This is a genomic window from Rickettsia africae ESF-5 (assembly GCF_000023005.1).
Classification (GTDB): domain Bacteria; phylum Pseudomonadota; class Alphaproteobacteria; order Rickettsiales; family Rickettsiaceae; genus Rickettsia; species Rickettsia rickettsii.
In genome coordinates this window covers 831,240-854,776 of the sequence record NC_012633.1, presented here as the reverse complement: position 1 = coordinate 854,776, position 23,537 = coordinate 831,240, and the positions used below count along the sequence as shown (strand labels likewise).

The following is a 23,537-nucleotide window of genomic DNA, read 5'->3' as shown; positions in this document are numbered from 1 at the left end:
ATTTACCAATTTTTAAAACCATATGTGTATTTATAGATGAATATGAATTGTAAGATCATAATGTGTATGCAGTAAATATATAAAACATTGCGACTTATCCATTTTAGATTTATAGCTATTTTTTGTGAATAATCGCTTAGGATCATTAATATATAGGTAATTGTTAAGAAAGTGAGGTTTAAAATTAAGTCAGTATTTGAAAAATTAAACTCATTAAAGGAAATCGCAAGAGTAAAAAGAGTTGAATGCACGAAAGAAGCAAAAATTGCTATAAAACAGCAAAGTTTTAAGTTTGCCTGCTCATGTTTTGAAATAAATCCAAGTATCATTGTAGCAATTACAAAAGTCCCGTAATCAATTAAAGGCCAGCTAATATACCACAATAGTACCATTATAATTGCATGACAATAACCGCTATAGAAAAAGCGAGTTAAAGAATTACGAAAATAATAAATATACCATTGCCCTAAATAGATAGAGATTAGAATATTTGTAGTAAGAAACTGTTTAAATAGTACAGTAGTATATATTTGTAATAAAACACCGAATATTATTATATGGGTTTTTGGTTTATCATGAAAATTATAACCGGCAAAAAAGCAAAATACTGGCATAGCTGTACGACCTATGATCCGCATAATCGTTAATTCAGGATATAGATATAAACCTACATGATCAATGATCATGGTTATAATAGCTAAGGCTTTTAGCCAATCCTGATAATTTGATTGGTGCTTATTTGTTGTTATTATCATAATTAACCGTTTTTAATAAATATGCAGTGCCGAAAAATGCTCCCATTCCAACTGCAATTGTACTACCTAGCATACAGACTTTAATCAGTAAATATTCCGAATAAAAATATTCTAAATAATAATGCTTTATTAAAGCAATTATAATAGACATTAATATACAGCATAACAAAATTTTACCGCAGAAAAGTTTTATACCGGCTTCTATATGAAGCTTATTTTGTTTTGTAGTATAGCTATATAATAAACCTAGATTATACCAAGCTGCAATAGATGTACCGACTGCAATACCGATATGTTTCAAAGAATCCATTAATAATAGGTTCATGCCGGTATTAATTATTATTGAAAATAAGGTTATTTTGAGCGGTGTTTTAGTATCTCCGTTAGCATAAAAAATAGGAGTTAAAATTTTTGCCAAAATAAAAGCAGGGAGCCCAAGTGCAAACGCAGAAATAGCCTCAGCTGTATTTGTAGTATCTTGGCTCGTGAATACTCCTCTTTCATAAATTATATTAATAATCGGATGAGATAGAATTATAATACCGAATGTAGCAGGCAACGATAATAATAATCCCATTCTAATAGCATTATTCTGTATTTTTTTTGCAGCTACTATATCATTTGATTTATAGATTTTTGACAGCTCAGGTAGCAATATAGTAGAGAAGCTAGTACCTATTATTGATAGAGGAAATTGATATATCCGGTCGGCATAAGATAATATAGAAATAGCACCTTCAATAAAGCTAGCAATAGATTGGGATATGAAAAGGTTTAATTGCTGTATGCCGGAGCTAATGGTTGCCGGTCCCATATTAATCAAAAGCTTTTTTACATCGGGATCGCTTGGGTTAAAAATTATCGGAAAGTTTAAATCCGCTCTTTTCACACAGACAAACATAAACGAAACTTGTAATATTCCGGCCATTATTAAAGATAAGCTAATTGAGATAGTAGATTCTATATAATGATCAAATGTTAAAGTAAAAATTATTACGCATATACTTAAAATAACCGGTGAAAAAGCAAATGCAGCGAATTTTTTTATAGAGTTTAATATTCCGCCAAGTAGAGCCGTTAATGAAACAAATATTAAATAAGGTATTGTAATTCGGCATAAAAATACCGTAAGCTCAAACTTTTCTTTTTTACCGTGAAATCCAGGAACAATAAACAGCATTAATTGTGGCATGAAGATTTGCATTAATGCTATTATTACTATTAATGTCAGAAGTAAAAGGGTAAAAATCTCACCTGAAAAATTATTAGCGGCTTTCTTAGAAATAAGCATTTTTTCATTATAAATAGGAATGAATACGCTTGATAATGCTCCTTCTGCAAAAATTCTTCTAAATAGATTCGGTAGTTTAAAAGCAACATTAATGCTATCACCCATAGGCGTAGAGCCGAATAATGATGCGATAAACTGTTCACGCACTAAGCCAAATATGCGAGAAATTAATGTGAAAAAAGCTACTACGACTCCTGAACGAAATAATCGACTTCTTGCATAACTTGCTTCTAAAGGTAATTTGTGCGTCAATCCGGTACTCGCATTCTCACGTACTAAAGTGTACGCTGCGGTGCTGCGTTCCGTGTTTCCTTCAAATTCCTCTTTATTAGCTACGTTATGCAAGAAGTCGGTCACTGTTTGTTTTTTATCTTATTTTTCTGATGTCATTCCCGCGGAGGCGGGAATCCAGTAAAACCTATAAAAAATAAAAACTTGTTTTTATAGGTTTATTTTGTTAATTAATGTGTAATTGTTGAGATCGGGATTAAGGCTACTTTTTCTGGATTCCCGCCTCCGCGGGAATGACATCAAGCACCATGCAAGCAACGTCATGAATTCTTATCCCTAGCTGACCCTATCTATTCCTTCATTGATTAAAGCGTCTGCTTTTGATTTATTTTCCCATCCAGTAACTTTAACCCATTTACCTTTTTCTAAATCTTTATAATGCTCAAAGAAATGCACGATACGTTGCTTGAGCATGTCACATAAATCATCTAGCTCTTTAATATGATCGAAAGTAATATCGAGCTTAGAAGTCGGTACTGCGATTATTTTCTCATCAAGCCCTGATTCGTCTTCCATCATCAATACACCGACTGCTCGGCATTTTATAACCGACCCAGGCACTACCGGATGATGAGCTACGACAAGTACGTCTATCGGATCACCGTCATTTGAAAGAGTATGAGGAATAAAACCGTAATTGCATGGATAGCTCATGGTAGTTTGCATAAAGCGATCAACAAAAATTGCTCCTGATTCTTTGTCACATTCGTATTTGATTGGACCGCTATTCATCGGAATTTCGATAATTACGTTTATTTCGTAATTATTTGCTTTTGCTTTGATTTTATCTATAAACATGTTTTTATTTATTTGGTTTAGTTATTTTTTGTCATTGCGAGGAGAATTACAACGTAATTCGACGAAGCAATCTCAGGCCTATTTTACTAGATTGCCACGTCGCTTCGCTCTTCGCAATGACGTTGTTATTGCGGAGGCCTGTAATTCTCATCATGCTTTGCAAGTAATTGTCTTGCTATAAATTTCCCGTTCGATAATTGTCCGATGGCAATAATTCCTTGTCCTTTACGAAATAGAGTCGGAAGGGTTCCTTGATATAATATCTCGAAATCCTTAATATTATCGGTAATAACAAAACTTATCTTATCATCAGCAATTTTATTTATTGAGTCTGTTTTAACCAGCCCACCGACTCTTAACTCTTTGCCTTGTTCTATTTCATTAATTTTTGACGGCGGCAAAAAAAATACTATATTTTTCTCTAAATTGTAAAGTATTATACTAATTCCTAAACATGCTGAGCAAAAACAAATAATTATTGTTATTAATCTATTTCTTACTCTCTTTTGCATTAAAGTTCTGTTTATTTTTCAATGACTTGTAATTTAAAAAACTTACAATTAACAATGTCGCTAAGGTTAAAAAGGTAAATAAATACGCTACCGATATATAATTATTCATTTCTTAAAAATTCCATCATTTCCTTAGGTGAAGAATCTAAATAGAAATGTTTCAGATATTTTCCGTTTGCATCGATTAAATATGTAAAAGATGAATGATCAAGCATATAGTTCGGGTCGTCATCATCACCATGCACACGAGCATAGAAAACCTTGAATTTATCAGTTACATCTTTTATTTGCTGCTCGTTACCGGTAAGACCTATAAATTTCGGATGAAAATGTTTTAGATATTCTTTAAGTGCTATAGGAGTATCACGTTTTGGGTCAATAGTGATAAAAACAGGTAGAATATCTATTTTATGTTTATTTAAAATTTCTACAATCTCCGTCATTTTATTTAGAGAGGTTGGGCATATATCAGGACAACTAGTAAATCCAAAGTAAATGAGGCTTAAGTTGCCTTTCAACTTATCACTATTAAATATCTCTCCATTTTGGTCTATTAGTTCAAAGTCACCGCCGATTTTTACGTTATCTTCATAGATATTAACTTGACCGGCAAGTGGCTTTTCAGGCGTTCTTAAAGATAACAACAAATATAATGCTCCTACTCCTATTATTAATAAGCTAATTACGATAATTATTTTTATAACATTTGACTGTATTTTCATAAGATATTATCCATTTTTGCGTTGTCATCCTAGCTGGTCTTGCTGTATGGCTCTTATGTCATTCCTGCGAAAGCAGGAATCCAGAGAAAAGTGAAAATGTCATACCGTGGCTTGACTACGGTATCTTATATCATAGGCCGTGTTCTGAGATTCCGCAATCAAGTTGCGGGATGACATTAAAGGTTACTGGATTCCCGCTTTCGCAGGAATGACATAAAAATACCATACAACAAAGTCTACTCTTTTACACAAGCCCTAATTTTTTAGGTTTAAAATATTGTACCCAAATGTCTATTAACAATTTAGTAATGATAATTGCCGAAAACATTGAAGATATAATCCCGATCGTTAATGCAACGGCAAAACCTTTTATTGCACCTACTCCAAATATATAAAGTAAAAAAGCAACGATTAAAGTAGTTAGGTTAGCATCAAGGATAGTGGCAAACGCAGATTCAAAACCGGTTCTAATAGCATAAAGATTAGACACTCCTTTATGCAGTTCCTCTTTAATTCTTTCGTAAATCAATACATTAGCATCAACAGCCATACCCATAGTGAGTATTATTCCTGCAATTCCCGGCAGAGTTAAAGTAGCTTGGAAAAGTGAAAGTAAAGCTAAAATATATAACAATGCAAGGCTTAAGGCTATATTGGCAAATAAACCAAGCACACCGTAAGACCAAACCATAAATATACACACTGCTATAAATCCTATAAGTCCTGCCTTTTTGCCCGACTCTATAGAATCAGCACCCAAATTTGGACCTATACTTCTCTCTTCAATAATTTTAAGTGGGGCAGGAAGCGAACCGGCTCGCAATAATAGTGCAAGCTCATTTGCCGACTCAACGGTAAAATTTCCTGTTATTATACCGCTTCCGCCCATAATCGCTCCGTTTATCGTTGGAGCACTTAGTAATTTATTGTCTAAAACTATAGCAAGGCGTTTACCGGTATTATTTTTAGTTATTTCACCAAATATTTTACTACCTAAATTGTTGAAAGAAAAAGCAACTACCGCTTGCGAATTTTGGTCAAAAGAAGCTGAAGCGGTTGTAAGCTGATCCCCACCCAAAACAACTTTTTTCTTTATAACGACATAATACTCCCCATGACTTGCGTTATCTCCCTTAACTAGCATTGAACCTACTGGAACATGTCCTTTTACCGCTTCTTCGATATTGGCATTTTCATCAACTAAATGAAAAGTTAGCTTTGCAGTTTTCCCTAATATATTCTTCAGGTAAGAGGGATTTTCTTCACCGGGAACTTGCAGTAATATATGCTTATCGCCTTGTTTCTGTAGGGTCGGCTCTTTAGTGCCGGTACTATCAACTCTCATGCGAACGATCTCAATAGATTGGTCTACTACCTTATTAAGTAAGTCATTTAATCTAGATTCGCTGTAGCTAAGCTTGATTTTATTTTCATTTACTTCAGCGATAATTTCTGGATCGATTTTATTAATTATTTTCTTTAACGGCTTTAATTGCTCAGGTGATCTTACTTCTAATTGAATGCTATTTTGTCTCACTAACAGATTTTTATAGCGGATTTTATCCTCACGAAAATTTTTGCGTAAAGTGTCGGCAAGATTTTCCATTGAATCATTTAAGTAGGTGTCAAAATCAACATCGAGTAATAAATGGGCTCCTCCTCTAAGATCAAGTCCTAGATTTACTGAATCATGAGGTAGAAACTTAGAGTTTACCTGCATGACATTAGGTAAGGCACAAATAACCGCAAAAACCGTACATATAATTGAAAGAAAAATTTTCCACTTAGGAAGCTTTTGCACCGCTTACCTTCTTATTTTTTTTGTTTTCTTTTTTTACTGCTACTTCTTTTGTACGACTCGTTATATCGATAATAGCACTTTTTAAAACTTTAATACGTACATCTTTAGCTATTTCGATTTCAATATTATTGTCATTTTCACTTACTTTAGTCACAATACCATAAATGCCGCTATTTGTTAGAACTTCTTCGCCTTTTTTAACTTCACTTACTAATTTCTCTCTTTCTTTGCGTCGTGTTTCTTGTGGACGTAATAATAAGAAGTAAAATACAGCAAAAATTAAAACCATCGGTATTAAGCTTGTTAACCCCGATTGTAAAGAATTTGTTTCTGAAGGCACTACCTCAGTTTCCTGTATTTCTATAGTGTCGTTATTATTTGCCTGATTATCTTGCGTATTTGCTGACATATGTATATTTCCTAATTGTTGCAATAGTCTTCCTGTATAACCTCTTTCTAAAAGTAATTTGTATACCTTTGATACTTCAAGCTTTGGTACGTCAAATTTTAGGTTTCGCCTTTGCTCATGTAGTTTGCTACGCTCCACAGGCTCACCACTTATTTGGCTTCCAACTTTTGAAGTATTTGCGGTATACATCAATCCGGTACTCGCATCTCACGTCCCTTTGCTGTGTTTCCTTAAAATTTCTCTTTATAAGATAGGTTATGCACTAAGTTTAATAAAATAAAAATAGCTACCTAATAGCTTTAATGCAAGGGTAAAATAATAATATTAAATATATTTAAATGTATTTTATACTAATATAAATTATCACAAAACCGATAAATGGCTATTTTTATGACAGTTATAACTACTAGAATTTCTAATGAACTAGATATTATACGTAAAGCAATAGAAAGTTATATAGAAGAAAAAGCAGATTTATTAATTGCTTTGTCTTGTATAGAAAAAAGAGAAGAAGTAATTTCATTAGAAGATATTAAGAAAAAATATGGTTTGGAAGATTGAATTTATGATAAACTTACTGATGTCATCTGCAAAAGGGCGTTGTTGCTTAGCTCGAAAAACATGCTCTATGTCATTCCTGCATAGGCGGGCATGACATAAAACGGACAAAATTACTGGAGCGGGTGAAGGGATTCGAACCCTCGACTTCAACCTTGGCAAGGTAGCGCTCTACCCCTGAGCTACACCCGCTTAAATAAAATAACGGCGTTTTAATGTAAAAAGTTTAAGGGGATCAAAATTAATTACATATAAAACGCCTTAGTGCTTTTTAATCTAAGCGAATCTGAATATAAGTAATTATAAGATAAATTGCAAGTATTAAATTAGAAATTTATTGGCATTGCTCAATAAAGATAGATTATTTAATAAATTAACGCCATTGCAAGGCAATTACAAAGTATATTGACTAAGCAATTTAGTTAAAAACTCTGTAAACTAGAATTTATTATTATTTTTTTAGATTGATACGCTCCTTTCAGTTGCTCAGCTCATTACGACACCTGTCTTGAGTTAGCAATGCTATAAAAAATCTAATTTTGTTAACTTGACTTTTATTTTTATATAAAACAGTATAGTTCTTTATTAATTTTAACTAATCTGTAAAAAAGTATGTGAAGTTACGCAAAAGAGCAAAAAAGTTTAGCCCGTAATCAAAAAGAAACAATAGGGCTACTATCGATAGGTACGTTTCTTGAATATTTTGATCTCACGCTCTATGTACACATGGCGGTAATACTTAACGAGCTATTTTTTCCTGAAGCCGATGCACGAGCAGCTTCTCTATATTCTGCCATTACATATTGTGCAACATATGTATTTAGACCTATCGGTGCTTTAATATTCGGTTGGATAGGAGATACTATAGGTCGTAAGGCAACGGTCATTATTACAACTTTTTTAATGTCGCTTTGTTATCTTATAATGGCTAATTATAAAAACTTATGCCGAAATTGGTATTACGGCGACTTTTGTAGTAACTGCGTGTCGTATCGCTCAGGGGATGTCCTTTATAGGGGAGGTAGTAGGTGCCGAGCTTTATCTAACCGAAATGGCAAAAATTCCTCAACGTTATTGGGTGGTGGCTTCGCTTGTTGTTTTTGTAATTTTAGGTGCAACCGTGTAGCATTGGCGGTAGGAACACTTGTTACTTCTTTTGGACTTGATTGACGTATTGTATTTTTGTTTGGAGCAGCTATTGCTATAGTTGGTGCTGTTGTAAGGACAAATCTTAGGGAGACTCCAGATTTCATTGATGCAAAAAGACGAATAAAGAAAACTGTAGCGCAAACAGGGATAGATAGTAATCGGTTAAAATCAAGCCCTATTTGGAGTGAAAAAATTAATAAACCAACAGCAATAGCTTTCTTTTTGGTACATTGTGGAAGCCCCGTTATGGTTTTATATTGTTTATATTTATTGCGGTAATATGCTAAAAACTCATTTAATTACAGTGCTACTTAAGTAATTCATCAAAATTTTATTGTTTGTGGTACAGAATTAATAAGTACAATAATTGTTACTTATTTGGTTTGTAAAATACATCCTTTAAAAGTCCTTAAAGTAAGATTAACAATATTTTCTATGGTAGCCCTTATGTGTCCTATCTTACTAAATAATATTTCAAATACTATAGAATTACTTTTATTCCAATTATTTATTGTAGTATTTGCCCCTACTATTTTTCCGGCAGGTGCAGTGTTTTATGCAAGATTTCCAGTATTAAAACGTTTTACATGCGGCAGTTTTATATTTGCTTTATCACGAGCTTTAATGTTTGCAGTTTCTTCTTTTAGAACAATTTACTTGATAGATTATTTTAATCACTGGGGATTATTATTCTTGATTATTCCAATTCTAATTGGTTATACATTTGGAGTAAATTATTTTATAAAGTTAGAGGAGGAAGCAGAGAGTTATTATTAGAAAAAGCTTTGTGTCTTTCAAGTTCAATATTAAAAACTTTTAGGCATAACTTAATTCTTGTTCTAGTTTATAATTTATTTAGCAGCGACCAAAAGACAATTTATTAAAGTTGCTTCAATAATTTTTCTAGCTTTCTCAGGTGATTTAACTCCCAAAGTTTGCACATTATGAATTCGGTCAAATAATTTTATTAATGCCGTATTGTCTCTTTTCTCTTTAATTAATAAGTATTAGGCTTTCTCCGCTACTTATCTTCCCGTAAGATTTAATTCTAGTTAGACCTTCTACGTGTTTTGCTACTTCCGGTCCAAAAATTTCGGTAATTGCTTCTTCAGTTAATTCAGTGTCTTCAATAGTATCATGAAGTAAAGCGGCTTGCAGCATAATAATGTTATAAAGCTTAGGTGCTTCTTCAGCTACAAATTCAGCAAGCATAATTTTTACCTCAATCGGGTGCGAATAATAAGGATTGTCTGATTGACGCATTTGAGAACCGTGTTACGTGCATAGTAGATACCTTTTGTGATTTCGAGTATATCTATAGGATTTGCTACTTTAGTATTTAAATATTCGAGTTTATCAAGTAATTTTTTACTATAAACACAAATTGCAAACTTTTCTTTCCAAGAGCTTATATCTTCTATAAAAGTTATTTCTTATTTCATTATAATTTGTGGGCTATTAATTAAAAAATTAGGCATTGCCTAGAAAAAGTTGATAATTTGAAAAGTTTACGTCATTGCCACGCTCTTTGCAGTTGCTTAGCTCATGACGATATCAACCGTTTCGAGGAAATGCCAAAAATTGCAGTAATAAATAGCTGCAGATTAGGTTCTATGAAGGAAAATTAAATTAATCTATTTTTGCTATTTTTTGCTGTAAATCATAAGATTTTTTTGAAATAGGAACAACTATTACTGCAAAAATCTTATTAATGTTCGCTAAAAAATATCTGAAAATATAAATAATTTACTTTTCCTTCACAGAACCTAAAGATTATTGTTATATTATTTTAAATATTAATCCTAAAGTCAAAATATAACTATGTCAAACTGTAATAGTTTAGAAGTACAAGAGTACGCACAAGCTAGCTCCTTAAATAATACTAATCTAACTGCATCACAGGGTGAGTTAATACTAACTGTTGCAAATTTATTGTTCAAAGAGTCAAATATTAATAATCATCAGAATATACAAAGAGATAATAATATATCTTATGAGAATAATATTACTACCGACTTTGAAAATCAGGATACAAGTTGTGGTATATGTAAATGTCTTGGAGCGATAGCTACTGTTTGCTGCAATGTGTATGTATTTTTATTTGAATAAATTTTACACTAAAAAAATATGAGCAAGGCTTAAGAAAGTTAGGAAACCTAGAGCATCGGTTATGGTTGTTAGAAATACACCGGAGCCTGTAGCGGGGTCTATATCAAAATAATGCAGTATTATAGGAATAGCAGAGCCGAATAATCCGGCTACTAAAAAATTTAAAATAACTGCAATAGCAAAAATAACGCTAAGATTTAAGTCAAGCAACATCACAAAGCTAAGTCCTGCTCCGATAATTGCAAGTACAAAACCGTTAAAAGCCGATACGGCTATTTCTTTTAATATAACTTTATTGACATTATTATAATGAATATCTTTATTAGCAAGGGCTCTAACCGTAACGGTCATGGCTTGTGTTCCGGCATTTCCGCCCATTGAAGCTACAATAGGCATAGTGGCTGCAAGCGTTACAAGTTTTGCAATAGTATCGTTAAAATGGTTAATGATAAGTGAGGTCATGCAGGCAGTGATTAGATTAACAAAGAGCCAAGGAAAACGATGTCTAACGGTATAAAATACATTGAAGAAAGTATCTTGAGTGTGTACCCCGCTTAATGATAATATATCTTTGCCGGCTTGTTCTTCGATAATATAAATTATATTATCGATTGATACGCTACCTACTAACTTACCGCTTTTATTTACTACCGGTACAATAGTTAAAGCATATTGTCTAAAAATGAAGCTTAGTTCATTTAAGTCGGTAAAAGCATCTGCAAGTTTAAAATCTTTGTTCATCAAATCTTTTATCAATTCATTTTGTTTGCCTTTAATTAGCATGCTAAGAGAAATAATACCGATAGGGCGTAATTTATTATCCGTAACGATTGCCGCATAAAAGTCATTCTTTACGTTCTTGATAAAATTTAATGATTCCTCGACCGTCCATCCTTCTTGAAGATTAATAAAATCTCGTTCAATTACCCTACCTACCGTATTTTCGGGATATGTACAACCTACGGTAATTTGGTGTTTTTTTTCTTTAGTGAGATTACTTAGGATAAGGTCTTTTATATCATCGTCTAGATCGATTACTACTTCAATAGCATCTTCTATAACTAGCTTATTGATTAATTCTGCAGATTTTTTTATGCCTAAAGTTTCTATTATTAAAGGTTTACTATAAGCATTTAATGATACTAACGTTTCAGGCTTAATTTCATCCTGTAATAAAGGAATAATTATTTTATATGTTTTATTGTTAAGATTATCTAAGAAATCTGCTAAATCGGCATAATGAAGCTTGGCCAGCCTGCTTGCAGCAGCATCATAATTGTGATCTTCGATCAGATCGTTAATTTGATCAAAAATTTCAGCAAATTGATCGTGATGATCTGGTAAGATGCTTTTAAATATATTGAAATTAGGCATAGCCTATTGACCTAATAGTTTATTATATACTTATTATAATTATTTAAAGCTGGGTAGCTAGGCTTGGCACAGAATTGTGTACAATTTGCTAACCAATATAAAGCACAGAGTACAAATAAGCAATAGTTTTTATTTCAACTCCTTTTCATTTATCAGGAGTATACAATTAGCACAAACATTTGCTAACAAGACGAACTTAGGAGTAAATATAAAATCTGAAGTGTCGAAACAAACAAAAATTTGACTTTGTGAAAAACCGGCGAATGGTGCGGTCGAGAAGACTTGAACTTCCAATCTTTTTACAGAACAGCACCCTCAATGCTGCGCGTCTACCAATTTCGCCACGACCGCTTAAGTTTTACTCTATAGCAGATTATGAGTAAAATATCAATAGAATTCTTTTGATGTTATTTCCACCTTTCTATGTCATTCCCACTTCCACGGGAATGACATAAACTAGTCATGTGACAACACCTTTAGTCGTTCGCAATGACGGCAAAGCTATTCAAGATAAATCAACAACAAAACTAGGTGTAATCGATTGCTTAACAGCAGCTTTCATTAAACTATCTAGTTTTTCATCAATATTATCAAAATCAATATGATATTCTCTAGAATTTCCGGTTAACACTAGGGCAGAGTCTATACCAAGGCGATTTGCTGCAAGTATATCGGTGTAAACAGTGTCCCCAATCATTAACATGCGATTCTTAGGGGTATTATGACATTCTTTTAAAATTTTGCTATATATTTCTTCATATGGCTTACCACTATAAATTACTTTTCCGCCAAGCTGCTTTATTTTTTCGGCATAATAGCCGCTACAATATCTATAAACACCGTGCTGATTTATTCCAAGGTCAGGATTAGCACAAATATTGACCATTTTACGTTGTACAACAATTTTAAATAATTCATTGAATTCGTTTAAATCTAAATTTTCGTTTTCGTCTCTGTAAATAGTCATTAAGAAAATATTAGCTTTGTTAATATCATCAGTGATAGGACATTGAATTCTGTTTATTATATCATTTTCTAAATGTCCTAAATGATATATTGCTGGTTTTTCTATACCGAATCGCTCTTTACTTTCTAGTATCATTTCTACTGCTATTTCGCCTGAGCTAATGATCATTCCCGGTTCTGCATTTAATCCCCACGATTTAATTGTTTGATGCAGTGAAAAAATATTGCGTGGAGCATTAGTGACAAAATATACTTTTTTTCGTTCAATAATCTGATTGATATTTTGTACGACGCCCGGATAGGTACACCCCCCTTCAATTATTACCCCCCAAAGATCGAATAAAAACACGTCATAATCATTAATTACGTCGAAAATATGTTTTAACTTTAATATATTCATTGTTATCTCGCTAATTTGGTATTGACTAGAATCAATTGATATCGTCATTGCGAGCAGCCGTAGGCTGCGTGGCAATCCCGTCAAATATTCTGAGATTGTGGACGTACAATTACTTCGTAATTTTCTTGCAATGACGTAAACTTTTTAAATTATCAATCTTTATTTTGTTATCTCGCTAATTTTAAATCAAGAAACTTTACTATTTTAATAAGTTACGTTATAGTCATTTTTATTGTTTCTAGCAACAAGTAATAGAGCCAAATATATAATATATATAATATGTCGGAAATTGAAGAAAAATTTAACGAATCATCATACGGTGCTGATTCCATAAAGGTTTTAAAAGGTCTTGAAGCCGTAAGAAAAAGACCGGGAATGTATATCGGGGATGTTGGAGACGGGTCGGGTCTACATCATATGATTTATGAAGTAGTCGACAACGCTATCGATGAGTCGCTTGCTGGTTATTGCGATCTAGTACGAGTAACATTAAATAAAAACGGTTCAGTAACCGTATCCGATAACGGGCGAGGTATACCCGTTGAAATTCATGGAGAAGAAGGCATATCGGCAGCTGAAGTTATTATGACGCAACTTCACGCCGGCGGTAAGTTTGACCAGAACGCTTATAAGGTTGCAGGCGGTCTACACGGTGTTGGTGTATCGGTTGTAAATGCTCTTTCTGAATGGCTTGAGCTGCGTATTTGGCGTAATAATAAGGAATATTTGATGAGATTTAATAATGGTATAACGGAAGCTCCGCTTGCGGTTGTCAAAGAAAATATTGATAAAAAAGGTACGGAAGTTACTTTTTTTCCGTCTGTAGAAACGTTTACTAATATAGAATTTGATTTTGGCACTATAGAGCATCGTCTTCGTGAGCTTGCTTTTTTAAATTCAGGCGTAAAGATTTTACTCGTCGATAATCGTTTTGAAGAAGTTAAAGAAGTAGAGTTTTATTATACGGGCGGTATAGAAGCTTATGTAAAATATATAGACAGAGCGAAGCACGCTATCCATCCATGTATAGTAGTTAATACGGAGAATGCTGAGTCTGGTATAAGCCTTGAGCTTGCGATGCATTGGAACGATTCTTATCATGAAAATATTTTATGCTTTACTAATAATATTAGGCAGCGTGATGGCGGAACTCATCTTAGTGCTTTCAAATCAGCGATAACACGTGTTATTACCTCGTATCTTGATACTACGGGTCTTAATAAAAAAGCTAAAAATTACTTTAGTGGTGAAGATACTAGGGAAGGGCTATGTTGTGTGCTTTCCGTTAAAGTGCCTGATCCTAAATTTTCTTCTCAAACAAAAGATAAGCTAGTAAGCTCCGAAGTACGACCGGTTGTTGAGAATGCTGTTTATACAAAGGTTCTTGAGTGGTTTGAAGAGCATCCAGCAGAAGCTAAGGCAATTATAGCTAAGATTATGGAAGCTGCGAATGCTCGTGAAGCTGCTAGAAAAGCAAGGGAACTCACTCGAAGAAAATCAGCTTTAGAAGTTTCGAATTTACCAGGTAAACTTGCAGATTGCCATGCAAAAGATCCTGCTATTTCAGAATTGTTTATTGTTGAGGGGGACTCTGCGGGCGGTACTGCAAAGCAGGGTAGGGATAGCAAAATTCAGGCTATATTGCCTTTGCGTGGTAAAATTTTGAACGTTGAACGTGCAAGATTTGATAAAATGCTCGGTTCGGACCAAATCGGTACGTTAATTACAGCGCTTGGAATTAGTGTTGAACGAGAATTTTCCTTAGAAAAGCTTAGATACCATAAAGTTATTATTATGACCGATGCTGATGTTGATGGTTCGCACATTAGAACTTTATTACTCACGTTTTTTTATCGTCATATGCCTGAGCTAATAAATAAAGGCTATCTATATATAGCTCAGCCACCGCTTTATAAAGTAAAGAAAGGAGCAGCCGAGTTTTATTTAAAGAATGAGCAAGCGCTGCAAGATTATTTGATCAAATCAACTATTAATGATGCAACCTTAATTCTAGACGATAAAGAGCGGTTAGTGGGTGATAATTTAGAAGAGCTAATTAATAAAGTGGTTAAGTTTAACGACTTGCTTGACCATGCTAGCAAAAAATTTAATCGCTCAATTACCGAAATTCTTGCTATTAATGACTTACTTAATAACAAAATATTTGAGCCTGAAAGTGATTTAAGACTTAAAAAAGCTTTAGATGTTTTAAATAGCTTAGAAGATTCGTCTGATAAGACTAATTGGGAAGTTTTAAAACATGAAAATAAAATAGAGTTCTTCTGCTTTAGTAGGGGTTTAAAAGAAAGTAAAATATTATTGAAAGAGCAGTTAGAATCATTTGAGTTTGTACAAATATCAAAGCTTGCTTTAACGATTTGTGATATATTTAGTAAGCAATTAAAGTTTATAGTGAAAAGTCAGGAATTCGATATTTTAACACCGGGTCAGTTGTTAAATACCATTATAGAATGCGGAAAAAGAGGTATAAATATTCAGCGTTTTAAGGGGCTTGGTGAGATGAATTCCGACCAGCTATGGGAAACTACTCTTGACCCTACAAAAAGAACTTTGCTTCAGGTAAGAGTTGCAGAAATTGATGAAGCAGAAGGCATTTTCTCTACTTTAATGGGTGACGTTGTTGAACCTCGCAGGTTATTTATCCAAGCAAATGCGTTGAATGTCGTGAATTTGGATGTGTAGTATAATCGGTGTCATACCGTGGCTTGACCACGGTATGACAATTTAATCAGTTTCTCCTCGCAATGACGTTACAATTTTATCAAAATAATTTATGCACAAATTAATTATTCACGGTGGTACACCTCTGAAAGGTAGTATTAATATTAGCGGTGCTAAAAATGCCGTGCTACCTATTATGGCAGCGTCTATTCTTACCGATAAACTGCATATTACTAATGTTCCAAAGTTAACGGATGTTAGTACTATGAAAGATTTGCTCCGAAGTCACGGGGCAGATATTGAAATAATAGAACATCAAGATGAATTTGAGCTTATAATTGATACCAAAAATATAAATAACTTTACTGCAGATTATGAAATAGTCCGTAAAATGAGAGCATCGATTTGGGTGCTTGGTCCTTTGCTTACCAAATACGGTAAAGCAAAAGTATCGCTTCCGGGTGGTTGTGCTATTGGAGCAAGGCAAGTAGATTTGCATATTGCTGTATTAAAAGCTATGGGAGCTGAGATTGAAATAGAAGACGGTTATATTAACGCTTCAAGTAAAGGACGCTTAAAAGGTACTCATTTTGTTTTTGATAAAGTTTCCGTAGGTGCTACGATTAATGCAATACTTGCAGCTGTTTTAGCAGAGGGGGAAACTGTGCTTTTTAATTGTGGTCGAGAGCCGGAAATAGTTGATTTATGTAATTGTCTTATCACAATGGGAGCCGATATTGCAGGTATCGGCACTAGCGAAATAACAATTAAAGGCAAGGATTCTTTAAATAAAGCGAGCTATAAAGTACTTTCTGATCGTATTGAAGCCGGTACTTATATGTTTGCGGCAGCTATTACTAAAGGTGATGTAAAAATTTGTAGGATTGATTATCATATTGTAAAAAATATAGCTTTAAAACTTATCGAAACAGGTATAAAAGTCGTGCCGATCAATAACGGAGTTCAAGTAACTTATGAAGGGAAGTTAAATTCAGTTGATTTAGAAACTAATCCCTATCCTGGCTTTGCTACTGATTTGCAAGCACAATTTATGAGCCTTATGACGCTTAGTAGCGGTGTTTCAATGATCACCGAGAATATTTTTGAAAATCGTTTCATGCATGTCCCTGAATTATGTAGAATGGGAGCAGATATAGTAGTACGAGGTAATAAGGCGGTTGTTCGAGGTGTAGAAATGTTAAAAGGCGCAGAAGTTATGGCAAGTGATCTTAGAGCTTCAGTATCGCTAATACTTGCCGGTCTTAGTACTAGTAGCAAAACCGTATTACACCGAATATATCATTTAGATCGTGGCTTCCAAGATTTAGAAAAAAAATTAAGTAATTGTGGTGCAGATATAAAAAGGGTATAATATATTCGATCAACTTCAAAAATGGGCTAAGTCGTTCTACAAGAGCTGAGGTACGCAGCTGAGGTACGCACGTATTAATAAGTATACGCTGTTCCTCGCCTTGTGAACTCCTTGCTCTTTTTGAAGTTGATCTGCGTATAGTCGTTTCCTATTTATTTGTAGTATACTATTTTTAACGGAGAAAAATTATGGCAAGAATTACAGCAGAAGATTGTAATAAAATTATACCGGATAGGTTTCGGCTTGTTGTCCTAGCAACAAGATATGCTAAATTATTAAATTATAAAGTAGAAACTAATCAAATTAAAAAAGAAAAGCGTGATAAGCCTCCTGTTATCGCATTACGTAGAATTGCTGCCGGAAAAGTATCGGTAGCTCAGTTAGAACAAGATTTAATAAATAGTCTGCGTACAAGAACTATGATAGAGCCGCTTGTTAATCAAGATGAATCAGAAGCTGTAGAAGAAAAATTTGAATATTTACCTGAAGTTTATATCGGGGAAGATTATTCTGATTTAGATGATCAAATCTTTATTGATGAGAATGGCGAAGATTATGAAACCGATAAGTAAATGCTTATCGGTGTTGGTACTGATATAGTACAAATTCCTAGAATCGAAAAAATATTACATTTATATCCAGAACTTTTTGCTAAAAAAATTCTAGCTTCAAAGGAATTAAAACAGTTTGCTTTGTTGGGAAAAATAAACCATGCTGCTTTTTTAGCCAAGCGTTTTGCTGCTAAAGAGGCTGTGAGTAAAGCCTTTGGAGTCGGTATAGGTCAAGGTATAAATTTTAAAGATATTACTATACTAAATAATGATTTAGGTAAGCCTATAGTAGAAGTTAGCTCAAACTATACAAACACACTCTCTCCTTTTAATATTCACCTTTCTCTTGCTGATGATTATCCTGTGTGTGTAGCATTTGCAGTGATTGAGAGTAGTTATAATGTTATTCTTGGGTAGAGACGTGTTACTGTGTGAACCCTATTTCATTCCCGCGGAGGCATTGTTGTGTGGATACCCAAACCGTCATTGCGAGGCACGAAGTGACGTGGCAATCTCATGCAGTAATAACAAACTCCTGAGATTGCTTCGTCAAAACTTACAGTTTTTCCTCGTAATGACGACGTGGTATACGGGGAATGCCCGCTCTCGCAATAACAAAATATAAATTACGATCCGGCTTTGCTGTCTGCTTTAGGTAACATGATTTTTAAATTAGCTTTAGCTTCTAAATCAGCAATATATTTCTTTAGTATTTCTGCAGCTAATATATTATCAATAGTTACTTTTGCTTCTTCTTTTGTTGGAATAGGTACAGGTTTTTTCTCAAGCACTTTGATAATATGCCAACCGAAATCGGTTTTTACAGGAGTTGAAACTTCGTTTACTTTTAAAGCAAAAGCTTTCTTTTCAAATTCCGGTACTAACTGTCCAGGTTGATTTAGTAGAATGTAACCGATAACGCCGCCGTTTGAAGCTGAAGCTTTATCAAGAGATAACTCTTCTGCAAGCTTAGTAAAGTTTCCGCCTTTGCTTAATTTGGTTTTGATATCATTAGCTTCTTTTTGAGATTTAACTAAAATATGAGCAACTTTTATTTGTTCTTTACCTTTAAGATTACCGACATATTTATTATATTCGTCATCAAACATCTTATCTGTAATGTTAGATTTTATGTAGTTTGCTAGTAATTCTTGTTGAGCTAATTGATTTTTTGCATTTTCAAGTTTTTCTTGAAATTCTTTAGACGAAGTAATATTTGACTTAGCAACTTCTTCTTTTAACAAAAGATTATTAATATAAATTTTTATTAATTTTTCCTGATCTTGTGGTGGAAAATCATCAAAATTTTTGATTGTTTCACCTGATTGAAGATTAAGCTGAGGCTTAAATTCTTTCATAATTTGTGATTCTTTTACTTCACCGCCTTTATAGGTAGCAACTACCTTGTCTTTATCAGCAAAAGCAATACCGGAAAGCATGCTAACTGATAAAAATATAACAGATAATTTTTTCATTTATGACTCATAATTGTGTTAAATATAAGCTTAAATTTTATAAAAATAATATATAACCGTCAACAGCTATTTGAGAATATTTTATTTATTAATAATAATTTACAAATATTTGTAGTAAAAAATTATTCATTTAAATAAAATTATAACATTTGATAATTTTATAAAATATACCTATATTTAAGTACTAAAATACTAAAAATATCATAAGGACTTTAATGCTTTCTATTTTAAAAAAACTTTTCGGTACTGCAAATGATCGTACTGTAAAAAAACTATTTTCTGAAATTACAAAAATTAACTCGCTTGAACCTGCTATACAAAAATTATCAGATGAGGAGTTGAAGAATAAAACTGTGGAGTTTAAAGAAAAGCTTAAAAACGGAGCTACTTTAGATGATATAGTATATGAGGCGTTTGCGGTAGTTAGGGAAGCAGCTAAAAGAGTTTGCGGTATGCGTCATTTTGACGTTCAGCTTATAGGTGGCCTGATATTACATCGAGGCATGATTACCGAAATGCGTACCGGTGAGGGTAAGACCTTAGTTGCAACGCTTCCTGCTTACTTAAATGCTTTAACTGGAAAAGGTGTACATGTTGTAACCGTAAATGATTATCTAGCACGCCGTGATTCTGCTTCCATGGGTAAAATTTACAATTTTTTAGGTTTATCGGTTGGATGTATTGTTGGCGGTATGCCTGATGAGGTAAAACGAGCCGCCTATAACGCCGATATTACTCATGCAACAAATAATGAACTCGGTTTCGATTATTTAAGGGATAATATGAAGTATAGCTTGCAGGAGCGGGTACTTCGTCCTTTTAATTTTGCTATCATCGATGAGGTTGATTCGATTTTGATAGATGAAGCAAGAACTCCGCTCGTTATCTCGGGTCCGGTTAATGATAATGCAGAATTATACGGTAAAATTGATAAAATAGTACGTCTGCTTAATGCAAGTGATTTTGAAAAAGACGAAAAATTAAAAACTATCAATTTAACGGAAACCGGCATTACACATATAGAATCGCTTTTAAGTAAAGAAAGTATTATAAAACCAGATACTAGTTTATATGATTTTGAGAATTTAACTTTAGTACATTATGTTAACCAAGCCTTAAGAGCTCATAATATGTTTACTGTTAATGTAGATTATTTGGTGCGTGAAGGTAAAGTAATGATTATTGATGAGTTTACCGGTCGTGTAATGGAAGGGCGTAGATATTCGGAAGGGTTACATCAAGCATTAGAAGCAAAAGAAAATGTGAAAATTCAAAATGAGAACCAAACTTTAGCATCTATTACTTTCCAAAATTATTTTCGTAATTATCCTAAATTATCGGGTATGACCGGTACGGCTATGACCGAAGCACCGGAACTAAAAGATATATATAATCTCGATGTGGTCGCAGTCCCAACCCATAATAAAGTTACAAGGCTTGACCTTGATGACGAAATTTACGGTAGTAAAAAAGAAAAATATGATGCTATCTTAAAGCTAATTAGGGATTGTTACGATCGTGGACAGCCTATACTTGTCGGTACGATAAGCATAGAAAAGTCAGAAGAACTTTCAAGCGTTTTAAATAAAGAAAAAATCCCTCATAAAGTATTAAACGCCAAATTTCATGAGCAGGAAGCTTTTATTATTGCTCAAGCAGGTAGGTTTAAGGCAGTAACGATTGCAACTAATATGGCAGGGCGGGGTACTGATATTATGCTTGGCGGTAATCCTGAAATGTTAATAGAACAGCTGGATAAAGCACATAATTATGAAGCTAAAGTAGCTGAAATAAAAGCTCAAATTGCCGAAGAAAAGAAGCAGGTTATTGAAGCAGGCGGTTTATTTGTGATAGGTACGGAAAGGCATGAAAGCCGTAGGATAGATAATCAACTAAGAGGAAGATCAGGTAGACAAGGTGATCCTGGTAAAACTAAGTTTTTCCTATCGCTTGATGACGATTTAATGCGTATTTTTGCATCAGATCGTATATCAGGAGTCCTTAGAACACTTGGATTGAAAGACGGAGAGGCTATCCACCATCCAATGATTAGTCGTTCACTTGAGAAAGCGCAGCAAAAAGTGGAAGGACATAACTACGAAATGCGTAAAAATTTATTACGTTTTGATGATGTAATGAATGACCAACGTAAGATAATATACGAGCAACGTACTGAAATTATTAAATCTAAAGATAGTCACGGTTTCTTAAATAGTACTACTGAGGAACTCGCCCAAAAGATAGTATTAACTTTCATGCCGGTAGGCTCTTATAGAGAAGATTGGGATATAGAGAATTTAAGCGTAGAATTACATCGTGTTTTTTCTATAAAATTTGATCATAATGTAGTAAGTAAAAATGATGTAACGGAAGAAGAAATCACGAAGACCGTTATACAAATGGCTCATGATATATATAAGTCAAAAGAAGAAGCCTATAGTAGCGAGTTAATGCATAATGCCGTGAAATATATTTTATTAACTACCCTTGATCAAGTTTGGAAAGATCATTTATATAGCTTAGATCATTTAAGACAAGGCATATCTCTTCGAGCTTATGGCCAAAAAGACCCTCTTAGTGAGTATAAAAGAGAAGCATTTAACTTATTCGAGCAGATGCTTAATAATTTAAAAGAATTATTTATTCAAACCGTATACCATTTCCATATTGACTTAAAAAATGTTCAAAAAGAAGATGTTTCGCTTGAGTATAAAAAACTTCAGAAAAATATGCGTGAGAGTCGGGAAGATCCGGCATTTAGTAAATATAACGCAGGAAGTAGCATTGAGACTGACCTTAAACCAGTCGTATCACGCATTGATCCAAAAGATAGAAACCCTGACGATCCTACTAGTTGGGGTAGGGTATCTCGTAATGAGCTATGTCCGTGCGGTTCAGGCAAGAAATATAAATATTGTCATGGTGCAAATGAATAGATGAAAACCTATAATACCCTACGATTTTTACTCTATGTCATTCCCGCGAAGGCGGGAATCCAGAAAAACTCGAAAAAATCAAAAGGTTATAGCTATTTCTTAAAATTTCTTTACATTTTTAGAAAAAGTAAAAATTCTTCGAGATTTTTATATTTTCTGGATTNCNGCNTTNGNGGGAATGACATAGAGTAAAAATCGTAGGGTATTATAATGAAAACCACTTTACCTCAGCGTTCTCTAAAAATCCAAGCTAGGCTTAATTTTATAGTGTAGCAAATTCTAGATATTGCACAAGATAAAATCGCTATGATTATCTTTGGCTCTTTTGCAAGAGGTGATTGGGTGCGTGATCTACCTAACGGTTACCATACGGCAAGGATTAATCAGTAGGAGTTCTCAGTATTGTCTGCGTGACTTCCTAATCGTCATTGCAAGGAAATTGCATAGCAATTGATTAAGCAATCTCAGGAGTTTGTTATTATTTCATAAGATTGCCACGCAGCCTACGGCTGCTCGCAATGACGATTTGGGTATCCAAGCAAGCCTTTTGCAGGAATGACAATTAGATCTTTATCACCTTTAAGAAATACAAAGTATAAATAAGTAGAATATGATAAAAGAACTATTAAATAGTAATTTAACTCTGTTGCTAAAGTCAAATAGAGTAGTAGTGCAAGATATAGAACATTATGTAAAACAATGTAGCTTTGAAAATGTTTTAAAAGAGTCTATTTTTCTCTTGATTAAAGTGGGCCTAGTAAGGAGTTTAAATGAATTACGTGCAGTATCTACTACTGAACTATTTTCGGTATCTACAAATAATGCACTAAAAGTTGGCTAAATGGTTAGTTGAAGAAAAAAAAGCAAATGTTAATATGTGTAGTGATATTTTGAAGAATACTCCTTGAAATTCAGCCGCACGTCACGGAAATTGTAGCAGAATATCTAATATCAAAAGGCGCTGCAGTAAACGGGAACGAGGAGCTTGGCTAGGATCACCTTTATATGAAGCAGTAAGCACTTTAATATAGCAAAACTATTACTTAAGAACGGAGCTGAGGTGGATCAAAGAAAATCCGGAGGAATACCTTTGCATGCGGTTGCTAAAAATGTTCGATGTACTTCTAAAGATATTAAGGATGATGAAATATATAAGCTGTTAGTATCATATGGTGCTGATATCAACGCAAAAGTAGAATTTACAGGAGTAGGGTTTAGTATATATGATGGAAAAACGATATCAGAAATAGTAGAATTTAAAATAGCATTCGTCGGTGAAAGTGAAGTAATAACGGAAGAATAATTATGGATATCTTAACATATTTATAGGCATTGCCTAGAAATCGTTGATGCCGTCATTGTAAGCGGCTGTAGGCTCCTGTTGCA

Annotated in this window: 22 protein-coding genes, 2 tRNA genes and 3 pseudogenes; 13 read left to right on the top strand and 14 right to left on the bottom strand. The window is 33.6% G+C overall.

Going from position 1 to position 23,537, the window contains the following annotated elements; translation table 11 throughout:
• Nucleotides 1–2: 2 nt before the first annotated feature.
• From RAF_RS04585 to RAF_RS10625, 8 genes and pseudogenes are all read right to left on the bottom strand, one after another.
• Nucleotides 3–755, bottom strand: coding sequence for a TraX family protein (locus RAF_RS04585; protein WP_012719876.1), 753 nt, complete (start codon nucleotides 753–755; stop codon nucleotides 3–5).
• Entirely contained in the window at nucleotides 736–2,298 is a 1,563-nt protein-coding gene (murJ, locus tag RAF_RS04580; RefSeq protein WP_410524342.1) for a murein biosynthesis integral membrane protein MurJ, read from the bottom strand. The genes RAF_RS04585 and murJ overlap by 20 nt, the downstream gene beginning before the upstream one ends.
• A 315-nt stretch (nucleotides 2,299–2,613) precedes the next feature.
• A complete protein-coding gene (gene ppa / locus RAF_RS04575) occupies nucleotides 2,614–3,135 on the bottom strand; it encodes an inorganic diphosphatase (RefSeq protein WP_012719874.1) in 522 nt (173 codons plus the stop codon).
• Between the two features lie 125 nt (nucleotides 3,136–3,260).
• Nucleotides 3,261–3,647 carry a cytochrome c maturation protein CcmE gene (gene ccmE, locus RAF_RS04570; protein WP_012719873.1) on the bottom strand — a complete coding sequence of 129 codons (387 nt, stop codon included), beginning with the start codon at nucleotides 3,645–3,647 and terminating at the stop codon, nucleotides 3,261–3,263.
• A 101-nt stretch (nucleotides 3,648–3,748) separates the two neighbouring features.
• Nucleotides 3,749–4,369, bottom strand: coding sequence for an SCO family protein (locus RAF_RS04565; RefSeq protein ID WP_012719871.1), 621 nt, complete (start codon nucleotides 4,367–4,369; stop codon nucleotides 3,749–3,751).
• A gap of 244 nt (nucleotides 4,370–4,613) precedes the next feature.
• Nucleotides 4,614–6,170, bottom strand: coding sequence for a protein translocase subunit SecD (gene secD, locus RAF_RS04560; RefSeq protein ID WP_012719870.1), 1,557 nt, complete (start codon nucleotides 6,168–6,170; stop codon nucleotides 4,614–4,616).
• Nucleotides 6,154–6,579, bottom strand: coding sequence for a preprotein translocase subunit YajC (gene yajC, locus RAF_RS04555; protein ID WP_041472031.1), 426 nt, complete (start codon nucleotides 6,577–6,579; stop codon nucleotides 6,154–6,156). Before yajC ends, secD begins: the two co-directional genes overlap by 17 nt.
• Nucleotides 6,531–6,771, bottom strand: a pseudogene (locus RAF_RS10625) (palindromic element RPE5 domain-containing protein). Before RAF_RS10625 ends, yajC begins: the two are co-directional and overlap by 49 nt.
• Nucleotides 6,772–6,957: 186 nt before the next feature.
• Here RAF_RS10625 and RAF_RS04550 point away from each other — a divergent pair.
• Nucleotides 6,958–7,140: a hypothetical protein gene (locus tag RAF_RS04550; RefSeq protein WP_004998028.1), complete on the top strand. Its 183-nt coding sequence runs from the start codon at nucleotides 6,958–6,960 to the stop codon at nucleotides 7,138–7,140.
• A gap of 114 nt (nucleotides 7,141–7,254) precedes the next feature.
• Here RAF_RS04550 and RAF_RS04545 read toward each other — a convergent pair.
• Nucleotides 7,255–7,329 (bottom strand) — tRNA-Gly (locus RAF_RS04545).
• A 534-nt stretch (nucleotides 7,330–7,863) separates the two neighbouring features.
• Between RAF_RS04545 and RAF_RS09975 the strand changes: the two are divergent.
• From RAF_RS09975 to RAF_RS09965, 3 genes and pseudogenes are all read left to right on the top strand, one after another.
• Nucleotides 7,864–8,019 (top strand): annotated as a pseudogene (locus tag RAF_RS09975) (proline/betaine transporter); the annotation flags it as partial.
• Between the two features lie 121 nt (nucleotides 8,020–8,140).
• Nucleotides 8,141–8,263, top strand: a complete 123-nt coding sequence (locus tag RAF_RS09970; RefSeq protein WP_041471903.1) for a hypothetical protein — start codon at nucleotides 8,141–8,143, stop codon at nucleotides 8,261–8,263.
• A gap of 458 nt (nucleotides 8,264–8,721) precedes the next feature.
• Complete coding sequence (locus RAF_RS09965; RefSeq protein ID WP_041471902.1) at nucleotides 8,722–9,063, top strand: hypothetical protein; 342 nt, start codon at nucleotides 8,722–8,724, stop codon at nucleotides 9,061–9,063.
• A 216-nt stretch (nucleotides 9,064–9,279) separates the two neighbouring features.
• Here RAF_RS09965 and RAF_RS09960 read toward each other — a convergent pair whose 3' ends face one another.
• Complete coding sequence (locus tag RAF_RS09960) at nucleotides 9,280–9,549, bottom strand: HD domain-containing protein (RefSeq protein WP_012719867.1); 270 nt, start codon at nucleotides 9,547–9,549, stop codon at nucleotides 9,280–9,282.
• Nucleotides 9,550–10,107: 558 nt separating this feature from the next.
• Here RAF_RS09960 and RAF_RS04515 point away from each other — a divergent pair.
• Complete coding sequence (locus tag RAF_RS04515) at nucleotides 10,108–10,395, top strand: hypothetical protein (RefSeq protein WP_012719866.1); 288 nt, start codon at nucleotides 10,108–10,110, stop codon at nucleotides 10,393–10,395.
• A 3-nt stretch (nucleotides 10,396–10,398) separates the two neighbouring features.
• On the opposite strand, the gene mgtE is transcribed toward RAF_RS04515, so the two are convergent.
• The 3 genes from mgtE to RAF_RS04500 form a co-directional block, all read right to left on the bottom strand.
• Nucleotides 10,399–11,769, bottom strand: a complete 1,371-nt coding sequence (gene mgtE, locus RAF_RS04510) for a magnesium transporter (protein WP_010977490.1) — start codon at nucleotides 11,767–11,769, stop codon at nucleotides 10,399–10,401.
• Between the two features lie 264 nt (nucleotides 11,770–12,033).
• Nucleotides 12,034–12,120 (bottom strand) — tRNA-Leu (locus RAF_RS04505).
• Between the two features lie 154 nt (nucleotides 12,121–12,274).
• The gene (locus RAF_RS04500; protein WP_012719865.1) at nucleotides 12,275–13,135 is read right to left on the bottom strand and encodes a TIGR01459 family HAD-type hydrolase; all 861 of its coding nucleotides are present in this window, start codon (nucleotides 13,133–13,135) and stop codon (nucleotides 12,275–12,277) included.
• A 279-nt stretch (nucleotides 13,136–13,414) separates the two neighbouring features.
• Here RAF_RS04500 and gyrB point away from each other — a divergent pair, with 279 nt between their 5' ends.
• From gyrB to acpS, 4 genes are all read left to right on the top strand, one after another.
• Complete coding sequence (gene gyrB, locus RAF_RS04495; protein ID WP_012719864.1) at nucleotides 13,415–15,838, top strand: DNA topoisomerase (ATP-hydrolyzing) subunit B; 2,424 nt, start codon at nucleotides 13,415–13,417, stop codon at nucleotides 15,836–15,838.
• A gap of 91 nt (nucleotides 15,839–15,929) precedes the next feature.
• Nucleotides 15,930–17,189, top strand: coding sequence for a UDP-N-acetylglucosamine 1-carboxyvinyltransferase (murA, locus tag RAF_RS04490; protein ID WP_012719863.1), 1,260 nt, complete (start codon nucleotides 15,930–15,932; stop codon nucleotides 17,187–17,189).
• A gap of 188 nt (nucleotides 17,190–17,377) precedes the next feature.
• Nucleotides 17,378–17,761: a DNA-directed RNA polymerase subunit omega gene (rpoZ, locus tag RAF_RS04485; protein ID WP_010977486.1), complete on the top strand. Its 384-nt coding sequence runs from the start codon at nucleotides 17,378–17,380 to the stop codon at nucleotides 17,759–17,761.
• Complete coding sequence (gene acpS / locus RAF_RS04480) at nucleotides 17,762–18,157, top strand: holo-ACP synthase (protein WP_012719862.1); 396 nt, start codon at nucleotides 17,762–17,764, stop codon at nucleotides 18,155–18,157.
• Between the two features lie 209 nt (nucleotides 18,158–18,366).
• On the opposite strand, the gene RAF_RS04475 is transcribed toward acpS, so the two are convergent.
• Entirely contained in the window at nucleotides 18,367–19,215 is an 849-nt protein-coding gene (locus RAF_RS04475) for a peptidylprolyl isomerase (RefSeq protein WP_012719861.1), read from the bottom strand.
• Nucleotides 19,216–19,430: 215 nt separating this feature from the next.
• On the opposite strand from RAF_RS04475, the gene secA reads away from it, so the two are divergent.
• The 4 genes and pseudogenes from secA to RAF_RS04460 all read left to right on the top strand — a co-directional run bounded on the left by secA (nucleotide 19,431) and on the right by RAF_RS04460 (nucleotide 23,454).
• Entirely contained in the window at nucleotides 19,431–22,151 is a 2,721-nt protein-coding gene (secA, locus tag RAF_RS04470; RefSeq protein ID WP_012719860.1) for a preprotein translocase subunit SecA, read from the top strand.
• 210 nt (nucleotides 22,152–22,361) lie between these two features.
• A pseudogene (locus tag RAF_RS09955) lies at nucleotides 22,362–22,523 on the top strand (nucleotidyltransferase); the annotation flags it as partial.
• 238 nt (nucleotides 22,524–22,761) lie between these two features.
• On the top strand, nucleotides 22,762–22,992 hold the full coding sequence (locus RAF_RS04465; protein ID WP_032850888.1) for a hypothetical protein: 231 nt from the start codon (nucleotides 22,762–22,764) through the stop codon (nucleotides 22,990–22,992).
• A 219-nt stretch (nucleotides 22,993–23,211) separates the two neighbouring features.
• A complete protein-coding gene (locus RAF_RS04460) occupies nucleotides 23,212–23,454 on the top strand; it encodes an ankyrin repeat domain-containing protein (RefSeq protein ID WP_012719859.1) in 243 nt (80 codons plus the stop codon).
• The last annotated feature ends 83 nt before the right edge of the window (nucleotides 23,455–23,537 follow it).